Here is a 13,268-nt window from a genome sequence, read left to right as displayed (position 1 = left end):
GCCGCTGATCGACAGTCTCAACGGCAGCGTCGGCCAGACGATCCAACGCGGCGCCCGGCCGATAGCCCGACGGCGCTCGCCGCCAGGCGCGATTAAGTGAGGGAAGTAAGCCGATCAAACTGCGCCTCCTCGTTTTCACCCTTGGCGAAGGCGTTCTCCAGCACCTGTTCGACCGGCACCGGCTTGAACGGATTCACTTTCTGCACGCACAGCGTCCAGAACAGCGCATAGGCGGCGGTCAGGCCGATCATCCAGCCGAAGGGAATGTAGACGTCGCGCGGATTCATCCCCGGCGGCGTGATGTAAACGATGGCCAGCACGATGCCGACGCTGGAGACGATCTGCGGCAGCGGGAACCACGGCGATTTATAGGCGCGCGGCAGATCGGGGCGGCGCAGGCGCAGCAGCACCACCGAGCAGGTCACCAGCAGGTAGGCCACGCCCCAGGCGCACACCGCCGCCAGCACCAGCGGAATGATCTTGTCGAGGTTGCCCTGAATGGCGAAGGCGTGTACGCAGGGGATCAGGACCGCCACCAGAATGCCGACCACCGGCGTCTTAAAGCGCGGGTGCAGATAGGCGAACATGCGCGGCAACGCGCCGTCCAGCGCCATGCCGTACAGAATGCGCGGCACCGCCGCCATCAGCGTGTTGATGGTCGCCGCGCCCGCCAGCAGCAGGCCGACGCCCAGCCAGTATTTGCCGAACTGGCCCATCACCTGGCCGGCGAAGGCCGGGATGGCCATCGGCGTTTCCAGCAGGCGCGTGCCGCTGGCGGCGTCGATCACCACGTTTTCCACCTGGTGGCTGAGCGCCGCGCCGTACAGCGCCATGCACACCGCCACGCCGCACAGCCCGAGCGCCATCGCCCGCGGGATCACCCGATCGCAGCGTTTGATCTCCGGCGCCATCGGCGTCACCAGTTCGCAGCCGACGAACATGAACATCGCCATGCCGATCAGGCTGAACACTGAGAAGGGATCGTTCAGGTTCAACGTGCTGCCGAACCAGCCCTCGAGCGGCACCGCATGCGGCGACAGCAGCCCGACGATGCCGAAAATCACCAGCGTGCTCCACATGGCGAAGGTCAGCACGATCTCCGCCTTGCCGAAGGCCTCGATGCCGAACGCGTTGAGCATGCCGAACACGACAACCAGCCCGACGCCGACCATCCAGGAGGCGTTGTGGCTTTCCATCAGGGTGTTGAGGTGTTCGAAGTTCACCAGCGCCATAATGCCGGAGAGAATGGTCTCGGCGGTGCCGGCGAAGATATGCACGATCAGGTAGGCCGACAGCGCGCCGGTGATGGCGAAAAAGCGCCCCATGCCGCAGGAAATGTAGTCGTAAACGGAACCGGAGGTCGGCAGCAGCGCCGCCGCTTCGGAGAAGGTGGTGAGCTGCGCCTGCATCATGACGAAAGCGATCAGCATCGCCAGCGCGAAGGTGTCGCCGCCGATGCCAAAGCCGCTGGTGACCGTCAGGATCACCGGGCTGGCCATGATCACCCCGACCGAACTGGCCAGGGTGGTGGGAAAGCCGACCTTGCCTCGAGCCAGGTGGGCGTGCAACCGCGACGACAGGTTCATGGTTATTTCCTCTTATAGTTTTGGCCTGATGCATGCAGGTGCTTGCAGGTTTTTCACCGCCAGCGGCGGTCATCTCACTATAGAGAGGAAAGGAAAATGCTGACTATCGTCCTTAAGGACGAGACGGTTTCAACCTGCGGTGGCGCTCACGGCGGCGCGCCACTGCATTGCCCCCTGCGGGCTGCGCGGGTAGGCGCGCAGCGGCGCCAGCAACGCGGAAAAGAAGGCGTAATAGCCGGCGCACAGCCGGTTGTAGCGATCTTCGCCCACATGCGCCGGGCAACCGCCCTGGCAGACGCTTTTCACGCTGCAGCGTTGGCACTCGCGGCGCAGGCTTTTGTTTTTACCGAACGGCATCTCTGCCGCCCTTGCCGCCAGGGTGGCGAGGGGCGTGTGGCGATCGGCATGGCCGAGCAGATGCTGCGCATTGATCAGATGATCGCAGGCGTAAAGCCGCCCGTCCGGCTCCATCACCAGATTGCCGCCGCAGCGTTCGGCGTGCACGCAGCTGGGGCTGACATGGGTGAAATACTGCGCGTAGACCTGTTCGATGTTCATTACAAAGACCTGGCCAACGTGCCCGCGGCTGCGCCAGCGGCGGTATACCGCCAGCATGAAGCGCCCCCAGTTGGCGGCGCTCAGTCCGTAACCGGCGGTGGGCGCATCCCCTTCCAGCATCAGCGGCTGGAACTGCAAATAACGCGCCCCGATCGCCACCGCATGATCGTAGATCGCCTCGGCGCGATCCGCGACGCCGTCGTGCACCACCATCAGCAGGTTGAAGTCGATCTGATGGCGCTGCAACAACGCAATGCCGCGCAACGCGGCGTCATAGCTGGCGCCGCCGCGCTTGTCCGGCCGGTGGGCGTCCTGCACCTCGCGATCGCCGTCCAGGCTGACGCCGAGGATAAAGTGATGCTGCCGGAACAGCCGGCACCAGGCGTCGTTCAGCAGAGTGCCATTGGTCTGCAGGCTGTTGCTGATCCGCACGCCCGGCGGCGCATAGCGGCGCTGCAACGCCAGCGCCCGCTTGTAAAAACCGATCCCCGCCAGCAGCGGCTCACCGCCCTGCCAGACGAAGTTGATCTCGCGGCTGTAACGCGGCTGGGCGGCGATGTAGCCGCGGATAAACTCCGCCAGCAGGTCGTCGTCCATCTTGCGCGTCCGCTCTTGCTGGCGCTGCGGGTAGTAACAGTAGCGGCAACCCAGGTTGCAGCCGGCGCCGATCGGCTTCACCAGCAAATGAAAAGGCGCCGCCGCGCGCGGTTCGCTCTCTACCGGGATCTGCTGCGCGCGCAGCTGGGCCAGGTTCATGGCGCCGCCTGCGGCAACGGTTTGTGGGTCTGCGGATCCAGGCCGATGTAGTCGCCGGTGCTGGCGTCTACGCCGAGATAGTCGATCGCTGCGCCTTTGGCTTCAATGACCATGCCCTGCTGCGCAAAGCGGCGATACGCCTCGCTCAGGCGTTTGACTTGATCCGGGTTAGCGGCGGCCAGATCGCGCGTTTCCAGCGGATCGTCATGCAGGTTGAACAGCCCCCACGGCGCCATCTGCGCCGTCGGCCCGGCCTTCACCAACCGCCGCAGCTTCCAGATGCCGTCTACATAGGCGGCCTGGTTATGCAGCTCCACGCCGTAGGCCGCGCGCGGCACGCCGTTGGCCTCGCCGCTGAAATAGCGCTTGAAGCTGACGCCGACCATCGGCAGCGTCGGTTTCGCCTTCAGCGGTTTGTTGGCGTCGATGCCGGCATAGTCGTACAGCGTCGGCGCGATGTCATACACCGCCATCGGCGTGCGGTCGATGCCGCCGCGCCCTTTCAGCTGTGGCGCGGAGATGATGAAATCGGTATTGATGCCGCCCTGCGCGCTGGTGGTTTTGTGGTAATTGGCATACGGCGCATTGCTGACGTTGGCCCAGTGCGGCCCGTAGGAGATAAACGATCCCTTGCGGCCGAGGTTGGCGTAGCTGTTGTCGAACTGCCGCCAATACTCCGGCTTCGAGCCGTAGTAGAAGCCGCTGGCCGGGTTGGCGCCGTTGTCGGTGGCGAACACGATCACCGTATTTTTATCGCGACCGGTCTGCTTCAGGGTGTTCAGCACCGCGCCGACCTGATCGTCCATATAGGCAATCATCGCCGCGTACACCTGCATGGTCTTGGCTTCATATTTTTGCTGCTCGGGCGTCAGCGCGTTCCAGGCCTTATCCAGCGCCAGCGTCGGCATCGGCGTGCGATCGGAAATCAACCCCAGCGCTTTCAGGCGTTGAATGCGCTGCTGATAGGCCTGCTGGTAGCCGGCGTCGTATTTGCCGTCGAATTTGGCGATCCAGTCATCCGGCGCCTGCAGCGGATCGTGCGGCGCGGTGAACGCCAGATAAGCGAAGACGGGCTTATTCTGCGGCGTCTCGCGGATCCACTGTTCCAGTTGATCGGCATAGGCCTTGCTGGAGTAGAAATCTTTGGGCAACGACACGCGTTTGCCGTTCAGGGTGTAGAAGGTGTGGAACGCCTCCACGGTGCCCAGCGGTTTCGCATCGTCGAAATGGCTGGTGCCGCCGCCCATGAAGGCGAAGGCGCGCTCGAAGCCGCGATCGGTCGGTTTGGCGCCGTCGACATAGCCCAGGTGCCATTTGCCCGCCATCATGGTGGCGTAACCCGCGTCGCGAAAGCGCTCCGGCAATGTGGTCACGCGGTCGGTCAGCCGCATTTCATAGCCCGGCTGCGCGGCGGTGCTCTCATACCACCACATGCCGCCCATGCCGGCCTGCTGGTTGGTGTTGCCGGTCATCAACATCGACCGCGCCGGCGCCGACATCGGCGAGGTGTAGTACTGGCTCATGCGCACGCCCCGCTCGGCCAGCGCCTGCAGGTTGGGGGTCGGTATCTCGCCGCCGAACGGGCTGATGTCGGAGTAGCCCATGTCGTCCACCAGAATGATCAGCACATTGGGGCGATCGGCGTCCGCCCCCTGAGCCAGGCCCGATAAGGCACCGCTCAACGCCACCGCCAGCGTTTTTTTCTGCATCGTTCGTTCCCCGTATGGTCATGTGGACTGAACAACCCGACGCCTCAGCCCGAGAAAGGTCATCATTTTTTCGTCTTATACGTTTGGCGCCGCCTGGCGCTATCTTCAATTCGCAGTGTAGGAAGCGGTGGAAAAGCCTGGCTATCGTTCTTAAGAACGAGGGACGGCGACGGTCGCGCCGGTTGTAGCACGCGCAGAGCGGCGAGGGCTTCGCCCAGGCAAGCATTGAAAAGCGCTGTAAATTCAGCGGGAAAAGCGGTGAATTATTTCATTAACCTATTAATGAAAATCGCGATAAATACAGCCTGAAAAGCCCTGACTAACGCAGTGTCATCTTGTTATTTATGTGTTTTATTGCAATCGGCCTCACGTTGTTAATATGTTTTTATTGTGTTGCCAAATTGCTACAACTATGCTTGTATCGTTCATATATTGACCGCCAACATTCTCCAGTTGAACGATAAAGGGAGGAACACGAATCATGCACAGCACCGCATCCGATGCCTTTATCAACAGTTGTTTGGCGACCATTACGCACCTGATCCCGGTGTCCGCCGGGGTGTTTTATCTGGTCGATCGCGACCTGCGGCCGGATCACTACATCCTGCACGGCATGCCCGATAAAACGCATCAGCAGTACCTGAACCACTTCCAGCAGATAGACCCGCTGCAGCCGGCCAATTTCCATCGCCAGGACATCACCATGGTCGGCATGAGCCCGGCGGCGATCGCCGGCAACCGCCGCTATTACCACGACTTTATGCTGCCGAACGACATGCGCGACATGACGGAGATCTTCATCCGCCAGCGCAAGCGCATCGTCGCCGGGGTATCGCTGATCCGTGATACCCCGTTTACCGAAGCGGAGCGCGGCCGACTGCGCGCGGTGCTGCCGCTGATCGAGCTGGCGACGCGCGATCTGCTGCCCGACAGCGAGGCGCAGCTGCTGACCGCCAAAGAGCAAGAGATCGTCAACCTGGTGCGCGAAGGCGCCAGCAATAAGCGCATCGCCCTGAAGCTGGGCATTTCGCTGTCCACGGTGAAAACCCATATGCGCAATATTTTCGCCAAAACCGACGTGGTGAACCGCACCGAACTGGTCGCCGGCGGTTTTCTCGCCCACGGTTAACGCCCGATAGCGGCCGCCGCTGCCAACGGCCGAAAAATAACGTCAGAACGTATTCGCCATTTATGGCGCGGCTTCCCCCTGCCCGCAATCGGGCCGAGCGGGATATTTCATCGTCACTTAACGCTTGGGGAATAAGGTTTATGTCCAGTGATTCGGTTTCCGCGCCCGCCGTCGGCGCGGCGCTCCCCTGCCCGCCGCGGCTGCTGACCGCCATTATCGTCTTCGCCGCCATCGCGCCGGGCATTCTGATGACCGCCCCCGCCGTGGCCGCCCAGCTCGCCGCGCAGTGGCAGCTCGGTCCGGCGCAGATTGGCCACCTGTTCTCCACCGAACTCGGCGCCATGAGCCTGGCCACGCTGCCGGCGTGGTGGTGGATCGGGCGCATCAACTGGCGGCGGGTCGCTACGCTGTCGGCGCTGGTGTTTATCGCCGGCAACCTGGCTTCGGCGCTGGTGCAGGATTTCACCCTGCTGCTGCCACTGCGCTTTATCGCCTCGCTGGCGGGCGGCACCCTGATGATCCTGTGCATCACCTGCGCCGCCGGCACCGCCAATCCCAGCCGCGTCTATGCCTTCTGGGTGCTCGGCCAGCTGGTGCTGGGCGCGGTCGGGCTGCTGGTGCTGCCGCCGCTATTCGCGCACTTCGGCCTGATGGCGGTCTACCTGATTTTGGCGGCCATCATGCTGTGCTGCCTGCCGCTCATCCCGGCGTTCCCCAACGGTTTCACCGCCGCCCGCGCCGCCCGCAGCGGCCCCGCCGCCTCGCTGGCGCGCAAGCTGTGCGCCGTGCTGGCGGTGCTGACCTTTTACATTAGCCTGAGCGCGGTCTGGACCTTTATCGGCGGCATCGCCGCCGGCGCCGGGTTGTCGCCGGCTCACAGTGGTCAGGTGCTGGCCGTCGCCACCTTGCTCGGCATCGTCGGCGCCGGCGCCGCGGCGCTGATCGGCGCGCGCTTCGGCGGCGGGCGCCTGATCGTGCTGGGGTACGCCCTGCTGCTGGCCAGCGTGGCGCTGCTGACGGGCCAACCCTTGCTGCTGCGCTTCGCCCTGGCCGCCCTGCTGTTCAAATTCACCTGGACCTTCGTGCTGCCGTTCATTCTGGCGCGGGTCGCCGGGCTGGATAACGACGGCAAGCTGATGAACGGCATCAACCTGGTGATCGGCGGCGGCATGGCCATCGGCCCGACGCTGGCCGGCTCTCTGATCGAATCTTCCGGCGGTTTCAACGCCTTGCTGCTCGGCGCGCTGGGCTGCGCGCTGCTGTCGCTGCTGTTGATTTCGCTGGCTTCACCGCGCGCACCGCGCCGTATAACAGGAGGAGAAAGGTGAAAAGAACAACCGGTTTCTTGTTTGATGAACGCTGTTTCTGGCACAGCACCGGCCTGCACGCCACCACCCTGCCGGTCGGCGGCTGGGTGCAACCGCCCTCAGGCGCCGGCCATGCCGAATCGCCGGAAACCAAACGGCGCATGAAGAACCTGATGGACGTATCCGGCCTGTCGCGCCGGCTCACCCTGCTGAGCGCCGAACCGGCGACGGAAGAAGACCTGCTGCGCATCCACCCCGCCCACTACCTGCAGCGCTTCAAACAGGTGAGCGACAGCGGCGGCGGCCTGCTGGGGGAGGAAGCGCCGCTGGGGCCGGGCAGCTATGAAATCGCCAAACTCTCCGCCGGGCTGGCCTGCGCGGCGGTGGAGGCGGTGCTGCAGGGCGAACTGGATAATGCCTATGCGCTGTCGCGCCCGCCGGGCCACCACTGCCTGCCGGATCAATCGATGGGCTTCTGCTTCCTGGCCAATATTCCCATCGCCATCGAGCGCGCCAAGGCCCGTTACGGCCTCGGAAAAGTGGCGGTGCTCGACTGGGACGTGCACCACGGCAACGGCACCCAGCACATCTATTGGCAGCGCGGCGACGTGCTGACGCTGTCGCTGCATCAGGACGGCTGCTTCCCGGCGGGCTATTCCGGCGAGCAGGATCGCGGTGAAGGCGACGGGGCGGGCTGCAACGTTAACGTGCCGATGCTGGCCGGCGCCGGCGACGACGGCTACCTGCACGCCATGCGGCGCATCATCATCCCGGCGCTGGAAAAATTCGAGCCTGAGCTGATCATCGTCGCCTGCGGCTACGACGCCAACGCCCTCGATCCGCTGGCGCGCATGCAGCTGCACAGCGACAGCTTCCGCGCCATGACCGCGCTGGTGCAGGACGCCGCCGACCGGCTGTGCGGCGGCAAGCTGGTGATGGTGCACGAAGGCGGCTACGCCGAATCCTACGTGCCGTTCTGCGGCCTGGCGGTAATGGAGCAGCTGAGCGGCGTGCGCACGGAAGTGCAGGATCCGCTGCTGGCGTTCATCCAGCAGCAGCAGCCGCGCGACGCGTTCAACCGCTTCCAGCGCGAAGCGCTCGACGAACTGGCGCGCCAGTTCGGCCTGTAATCCCCTCTCTGCGGGCGCCGCATCCGGCGCCCCTGACAACCTCGCCGCCAGCCGCTACGCTGAAGGGCAACCCTACCACCATGAGAACAATAACATGTCCGAACAAACCGTCAGCTTTATCAAAGGCCGTCACGGCGACATCGCCGTGCACGACTGGGGAAACGACAAGCCGCGCTATCTGGCGCTGCTGATACACGGCTACGGCGAGCACCTCGGCCGCTATCAATACGTGGCGCGCACGCTGCAGGCGCAGGGCGCGCGGGTGTTCGGCCCCGACCATCTCGGCCACGGCCTGTCGCAGGGCGAGCGCGTGCTGATCGAAGATTATGACGCCGTGGTCGACGACGTGCAGCGCGTGGTCAGCCATTTCCGACAGCAATACCCCACCTTGCCGCTGGTGGCGATCGGCCACTCGATGGGCGGCATGATCGCCACCCGCTACGTGCAGCGCCATAGCGAGGAAGTGCGCGCGCTGGTGCTGTCCGGCCCGCTGCTCGGCGACAGAACGGCGATCTCCGATCTGGCCGAACTGCCGACGATCCCCGACGCGCCGCTGGATACCGCCACCCTGGCGCGCGATCCGGCGGTCGGCGCAGCGTATCAGGAAGATCCGCTGGTGTGGCACGGGCCGTTCAAGCGCCCCACCCTGCGCGCCATGCAGCGGATCCTCGCCGCCATCAACGCCGGGCCGGGCTTCGGCGCGCTGCCCACGCTGTGGATCCACGGCGACGACGATCGGCTGGTGCTGATGAGCGAAACGCAAACCGCGCTCGATCGTCTGCGCGGCGACGATTTCGAACGGATGATCAATGCGGGCGGGCGGCACGAGAGCTTTAACGAAACCAATAAGGATCAAATCCTCAAGCGGGTGACCGATTTTATTACGCGGGCGTTAGGCTAAGGCGCTCCCCCTCGGCATTCAGCCTGCTGAGGGGGGCATGACGGCGTCAGCCCTCGACGATGGCGAGGTAGTGTTTGACGAAGCGATCCGAGGTGATGTCCCAACGCACCGGAGTGCCCTTCTCGACGAACCAGGAGTCGCCGGCCTGATACTGCACCGATTCGCCGGTGCGTTCGTTGGTCAGGGTCGCGCTACCTTCCCACACCGTGGCGTGCTCGGCGAACGGATACTCCATCACGAAGCTGCCGCGGGTGCAGCTGAACACGCCGCAGTTCAGGTTGTCGGTCGGTTCGCCGAAGATGCTGGCCACGCCGACGTTTGGCGTGCCGGCGATCACCGTGGCGCCCAGGTTGCTGACGCTGCCGATCTCCAGCAGTTCCGGCAGTGGTTGTTTAAGCAGTAACGGTTTCATGTCATTCTCCTCTGAGGGTTAACGGCGGCCTTTCCAGTAGCCGGATGTCTGGTGCCAAACCTTACCGGCGGTGGTCATCACCCGCCGCAGCTTGTCCTTGCCGAAGATGTTGACGTGCGGGATCGAGCTCATCAGATCGTACCGATCGGATCCTTCGCTCATGCCCTCCGCCAGCACCTTGCACACGATGTGGCTCGGCGTCACGCCGAAGCCGGAGTAGCCCTGCACGTAAAACACATTGTCGCGATCCGGCAGCGTGCCGATCTGCGGGAACAGGTTCGCGCTGCAGCACAGCGGGCCGCCCCAGGCCAGATCGATCTTCACGTCTTTCAGGTACGGGAACACCTTCAGCATCAGGTTGCGGTTCCAGGCCTTGAGATCCGACGGGAAATATTCGATCAGGCGGGTGGCGCTGCCGAACAGCAGCCGGTTTTCGTTGGTCACCCGGTAATAGTCGATCACCGGGCGGATGTCGCTGTAAGCGCCGCGGATCGGACTGATCTGGCGGATCAGATCGTCAGACAGCGGCTCGGTGGCCAGCTGGAAGGCGTAGGTATTGATGGTCTTGCGGTAGATCTGCGGCTCCATGCCGTTGAGAAAGCCGTTGCAGGCCCACAACATCTTGTTGGCGCGCACCGAGCCCATGGCGGTGCGCACCGTGATGCGCGGGCCATACTCCACGTTGAGCACGCTGCTGTTCTCGAAAATTTTCACCCCATAGCCGCTCAGCGCCTTAGCCTCGCCCAGCAACAGGTTGAGCGAATGCACGTGGCCGCCGCCCATGTGTTTCAGCGCGCAGGTGTAGGCGTCGGAGCCCACCACCTGCTTCACCTCCGCCCCGGTGTAGAGCTCAATCTCCTCCTGCGGCGCTACCGCCTTGAACTCCTTCAGCCAGCCGCGCAGGGTCTTCTCCTGGCGCGCGTTGCTGCCGAGATAGCCGTAGCCGAAGCAGAAGTCGGCGTCGATGTCATATTTCTTGATGCGCTCGCGGATAATGCCAGCGCCGAGATTGCTGATTTTGAAGATGGTTTCCAGCCCGGCCGGGCCAACGTGGCGCTTGATCTTCTCCAGATCGTGGCCGATGCCGGCCATCACCTGGCCGCCGTTGCGCCCGGTGCCGCCGTAACCCAGATAGCGGCCTTCGAGAATGGCGATGTTGGTGATGCCCTTCTCCGCCAGCTCCAGCGCGGTGTTGATGCCGGAGAAGCCGCCGCCGATGATCACCACGTCGACGTCCAGATCCTCTTCCAGCGTCGGGAAGCGCAGATCGTATTTTTTGGTCGCCGCGTAGTAGGTTAAGGACTCGATTTCGTTGTTCACTGCCGCACTCCCGATTGCCTATGCCATGACATCGGATTATCGGGAGCAGTGGGATCGTTCGCTATGTCCCCTTAGGGACATTCGCTACAAAAAATTAACATTCACGCGCTGCGTCGCTGCGGGGCAGTCAGCAGCAGGCTGAACAGTTCGGCCTGCGAACCGATGTTCAGCTTGCCGTAGATGTTCTTGCGGTGGTTTTTTACCGTGCCGAGGCTGATGAACAGCCGGTCGGCAATCTGCTGCGAACTGCAGCCGGCGAGGATCAGATCGACAATCTCGCGCTCGCGCGGCGTCAGCAGATAACGCGCCTGCGCGCCGTCGCTGTTCACCGTCGCGGCCTCGGCCGGCGCCGCCACCACCTCACCGTGCAGCCGCGCCACGCTTTTCACCAGCGTCAACGCGCTGCGCAGATCCGCCCGTTGCGGGTAGCGCACCGCCACCGTGCGGCGCGCCGAGCCGAAGAACACCCCCAGCCCGCGCTCCGGCGTCAGCTGCAGCAGCACGCCGGCCTCGTCGTGCCAGCCGGTCTTGCGATAAAAATTGCGGTAATAGTCGCTGTGATAAAACCCGCAGGGCGCCAGCTGGCGCAGCGTGAGCACCTCACCTTCGCCGCCGTCGCTCAGTGCGCGGTAAAACGGATCCTGCAGGTAGGCGCCCTGTTGGTAGAGCTGGTTGACCGCATCGCTGTTTTCCCGCTCGGTTTTGATCAGGCAATGCGGCGGCCGACCGCGTTCGAAGGCATAGACGATGGCGTTGTCGAAGGCGAAGAACCCTTCCAGCCAATTCAACAGGCTGGGATAAAAGCGCGGGCTGGCCACCGCATCGATCACCGCAGACAAGCGTTCAACCTGAATTTCCATACCCGCCTCGCCATTATTAATACATTAACAATCTACCGATTCCGGATGGGGTTGGCCGCATGGCGGCCGGTACTGTTAAAAAAAGCATCCGCAGCGCCGAAATGCAAGAACGCGATCGTTTACATGTTAAACAACTCACAGGTTGCCGCGGCGGGGAAAGCGGTGGCCGCTCCGCGCCCGCTGGCTTATGCTGTGGCATCGCGATCTGCAACGCCGTCAAGGAGACCTCATGTCCGTCAGCCACATCATCGCCAACCGCCAGACCTGGTTCGGCCACGGCAGCATCCAACAGCTGTCGCCGCTGCTGCTTGCCGATCCGCAGCCGACGCTGCTGTTCAGCTGCCGATCTTTTCTCAACGGCCCGGTGTACGCCGGCCTGCGCGAATCGCTGGCGCCGCTGTTCATCGGCACCGAGATCGTCAGCCACGAGGCGTCGCCGCAGGAAATCGACGCCTGGGTGGCGCGCTGGCGCGGACAGGTGCGGCGCGTGGTGGCCATCGGCGGCGGCAGCGTGCTGGACGCCGCCAAGGCGTTCTCCGCGCTGGTGGAGCATCCGCTGCCGACGCTGCGCTATATGGAAAAGGTGGGCGACAGCAAAATCAGCGGCGCCACCCTGCCGCTGATCGCCATTCCCACCACCGCCGGTACCGGCAGCGAGGTGACGCAGAACGCGGTGATCACCGATACCCAGATCAGCAAGGTGAAAGCTTCGCTGCGCCATAACAACTTCGTGCCGCACACCGCCATTCTCGATCCGCAGCTGCTGGCGGGCGCCCCGGACAAGGTGCTGGCCTACTGCGCCATCGACGCCTTCACCCACCTGTTCGAGGCCTATCTGTCGAAAACCGCCGGCGCCATGACGCGCGACATGTCGCTGAGCGGCATCCGCCACTTCCTCGCCGCCTGGCCGGCGCTCAACCGCAGCGACGCGGCGCGCGAGGCGATCATGCAGGCTTCCTACCTCGGCGGGCTGACGCTGAGCGCCGCCGGGCTGGGGGTCATTCACGGCATCGCCGGCGAGATCGGCGCACTGCGCGACTACCACCACGGGCAGGTCTGCGGCCGCCTGCTCCTGCCGTTCCTCGCCCTGTTGGAAAACAGCGAACAGCCGCAGCAACGCGCGCTGATGGCCGAGCTGGCCGCGCGCCTGTACCCACACTGGCAGGGCAGCCCGGAGAGCTACCTGACCGACTTCATCACCCGCCACGCCATCGCGCCGTTCTGGCAGGACGATTTGCCGATTTCCGGCCAGGAATTGGCGGTGGCGCTGGAGAAATCCAACAGCAAGAATTCCTGGATCGACTATGCGCCGGCACAGCGGCAACGGATGATCGAAGAGGCGTTTCGCGTCGAATGATGATATCTACCCTAAATAGTTGGAGCTGCATCCCGGCGGCAAGAGGCGCCTCGCCAGGAGCTTACTCAAGTAAGTGACTGGCGTACGCACTCGCAGCCAACACAGATGCAGTTTCAAGTATGACGGGTATAATCAGATCAACGCACTAGCAGGAGTTAAGGAAATGGGCATCATCGGCTGGATCTTCGCCGGCATCGCGGTCGGCATCCTGGTCGGCGCGCTGATCAGAATCTTCGGCAAGAA

At 63.7% G+C, this 13,268-nt stretch carries 11 protein-coding genes; 5 read left to right on the top strand and 6 right to left on the bottom strand.

From position 1 onward, the window contains the following. Window positions 1-92: 92 nt before the first annotated feature. The 3 genes from ADK28_RS08025 to ADK28_RS08015 all read right to left on the bottom strand — a co-directional run bounded on the left by ADK28_RS08025 (window position 93) and on the right by ADK28_RS08015 (window position 4,609). The gene (locus tag ADK28_RS08025; protein ID WP_033638801.1) at window positions 93-1,586 is read right to left on the bottom strand and encodes an APC family permease; all 1,494 of its coding nucleotides are present in this window, start codon (window positions 1,584-1,586) and stop codon (window positions 93-95) included. 129 nt (window positions 1,587-1,715) lie between these two features. Continuing rightward, window positions 1,716-2,900, bottom strand: coding sequence for an anaerobic sulfatase maturase (locus ADK28_RS08020; RefSeq protein ID WP_033638802.1), 1,185 nt, complete (start codon window positions 2,898-2,900; stop codon window positions 1,716-1,718). Further along, window positions 2,897-4,609 carry an arylsulfatase gene (locus tag ADK28_RS08015; protein WP_033638803.1) on the bottom strand — a complete coding sequence of 571 codons (1,713 nt, stop codon included), beginning with the start codon at window positions 4,607-4,609 and terminating at the stop codon, window positions 2,897-2,899. The genes ADK28_RS08020 and ADK28_RS08015 overlap by 4 nt, the downstream gene beginning before the upstream one ends. 481 nt (window positions 4,610-5,090) lie before the next feature. On the opposite strand from ADK28_RS08015, the gene ADK28_RS08010 reads away from it, so the two are divergent. From ADK28_RS08010 to ADK28_RS07995, 4 genes are all read left to right on the top strand, one after another. Beyond that, complete coding sequence (locus ADK28_RS08010; protein ID WP_033638804.1) at window positions 5,091-5,738, top strand: helix-turn-helix transcriptional regulator; 648 nt, start codon at window positions 5,091-5,093, stop codon at window positions 5,736-5,738. Between the two features lie 140 nt (window positions 5,739-5,878). After that, window positions 5,879-7,066: an MFS transporter gene (locus ADK28_RS08005; protein ID WP_025305177.1), complete on the top strand. Its 1,188-nt coding sequence runs from the start codon at window positions 5,879-5,881 to the stop codon at window positions 7,064-7,066. Continuing rightward, window positions 7,063-8,175: a class II histone deacetylase gene (locus ADK28_RS08000; RefSeq protein WP_048795372.1), complete on the top strand. Its 1,113-nt coding sequence runs from the start codon at window positions 7,063-7,065 to the stop codon at window positions 8,173-8,175. Before ADK28_RS08005 ends, ADK28_RS08000 begins: the two co-directional genes overlap by 4 nt. Before the next feature lie 94 nt (window positions 8,176-8,269). Next, a complete protein-coding gene (locus tag ADK28_RS07995) occupies window positions 8,270-9,076 on the top strand; it encodes an alpha/beta hydrolase (protein WP_048795371.1) in 807 nt (268 codons plus the stop codon). A 46-nt stretch (window positions 9,077-9,122) separates the two neighbouring features. Here ADK28_RS07995 and ADK28_RS07990 read toward each other — a convergent pair whose 3' ends face one another. From ADK28_RS07990 to ADK28_RS07980, 3 genes are all read right to left on the bottom strand, one after another. Further along, entirely contained in the window at window positions 9,123-9,488 is a 366-nt protein-coding gene (locus ADK28_RS07990; protein ID WP_015376517.1) for a cupin domain-containing protein, read from the bottom strand. An 18-nt stretch (window positions 9,489-9,506) separates the two neighbouring features. Further along, window positions 9,507-10,808, bottom strand: coding sequence for an NAD(P)/FAD-dependent oxidoreductase (locus tag ADK28_RS07985; protein ID WP_033636959.1), 1,302 nt, complete (start codon window positions 10,806-10,808; stop codon window positions 9,507-9,509). A 101-nt stretch (window positions 10,809-10,909) separates the two neighbouring features. Further along, window positions 10,910-11,668 carry a helix-turn-helix transcriptional regulator gene (locus ADK28_RS07980; RefSeq protein ID WP_048795370.1) on the bottom strand — a complete coding sequence of 253 codons (759 nt, stop codon included), beginning with the start codon at window positions 11,666-11,668 and terminating at the stop codon, window positions 10,910-10,912. Window positions 11,669-11,897: 229 nt separating this feature from the next. Between ADK28_RS07980 and ADK28_RS07975 the strand changes: the two genes are divergently transcribed. Beyond that, window positions 11,898-13,025, top strand: a complete 1,128-nt coding sequence (locus ADK28_RS07975; RefSeq protein ID WP_033638809.1) for an iron-containing alcohol dehydrogenase — start codon at window positions 11,898-11,900, stop codon at window positions 13,023-13,025. Window positions 13,026-13,268: the final 243 nt, after the last annotated feature.

The sequence above is a fragment of the Serratia sp. 506_PEND genome (genome assembly GCF_001076875.1).
GTDB lineage: Bacteria > Pseudomonadota > Gammaproteobacteria > Enterobacterales > Enterobacteriaceae > Serratia > Serratia marcescens.
This window is presented reverse-complemented; position numbering and strand designations above follow the sequence as displayed.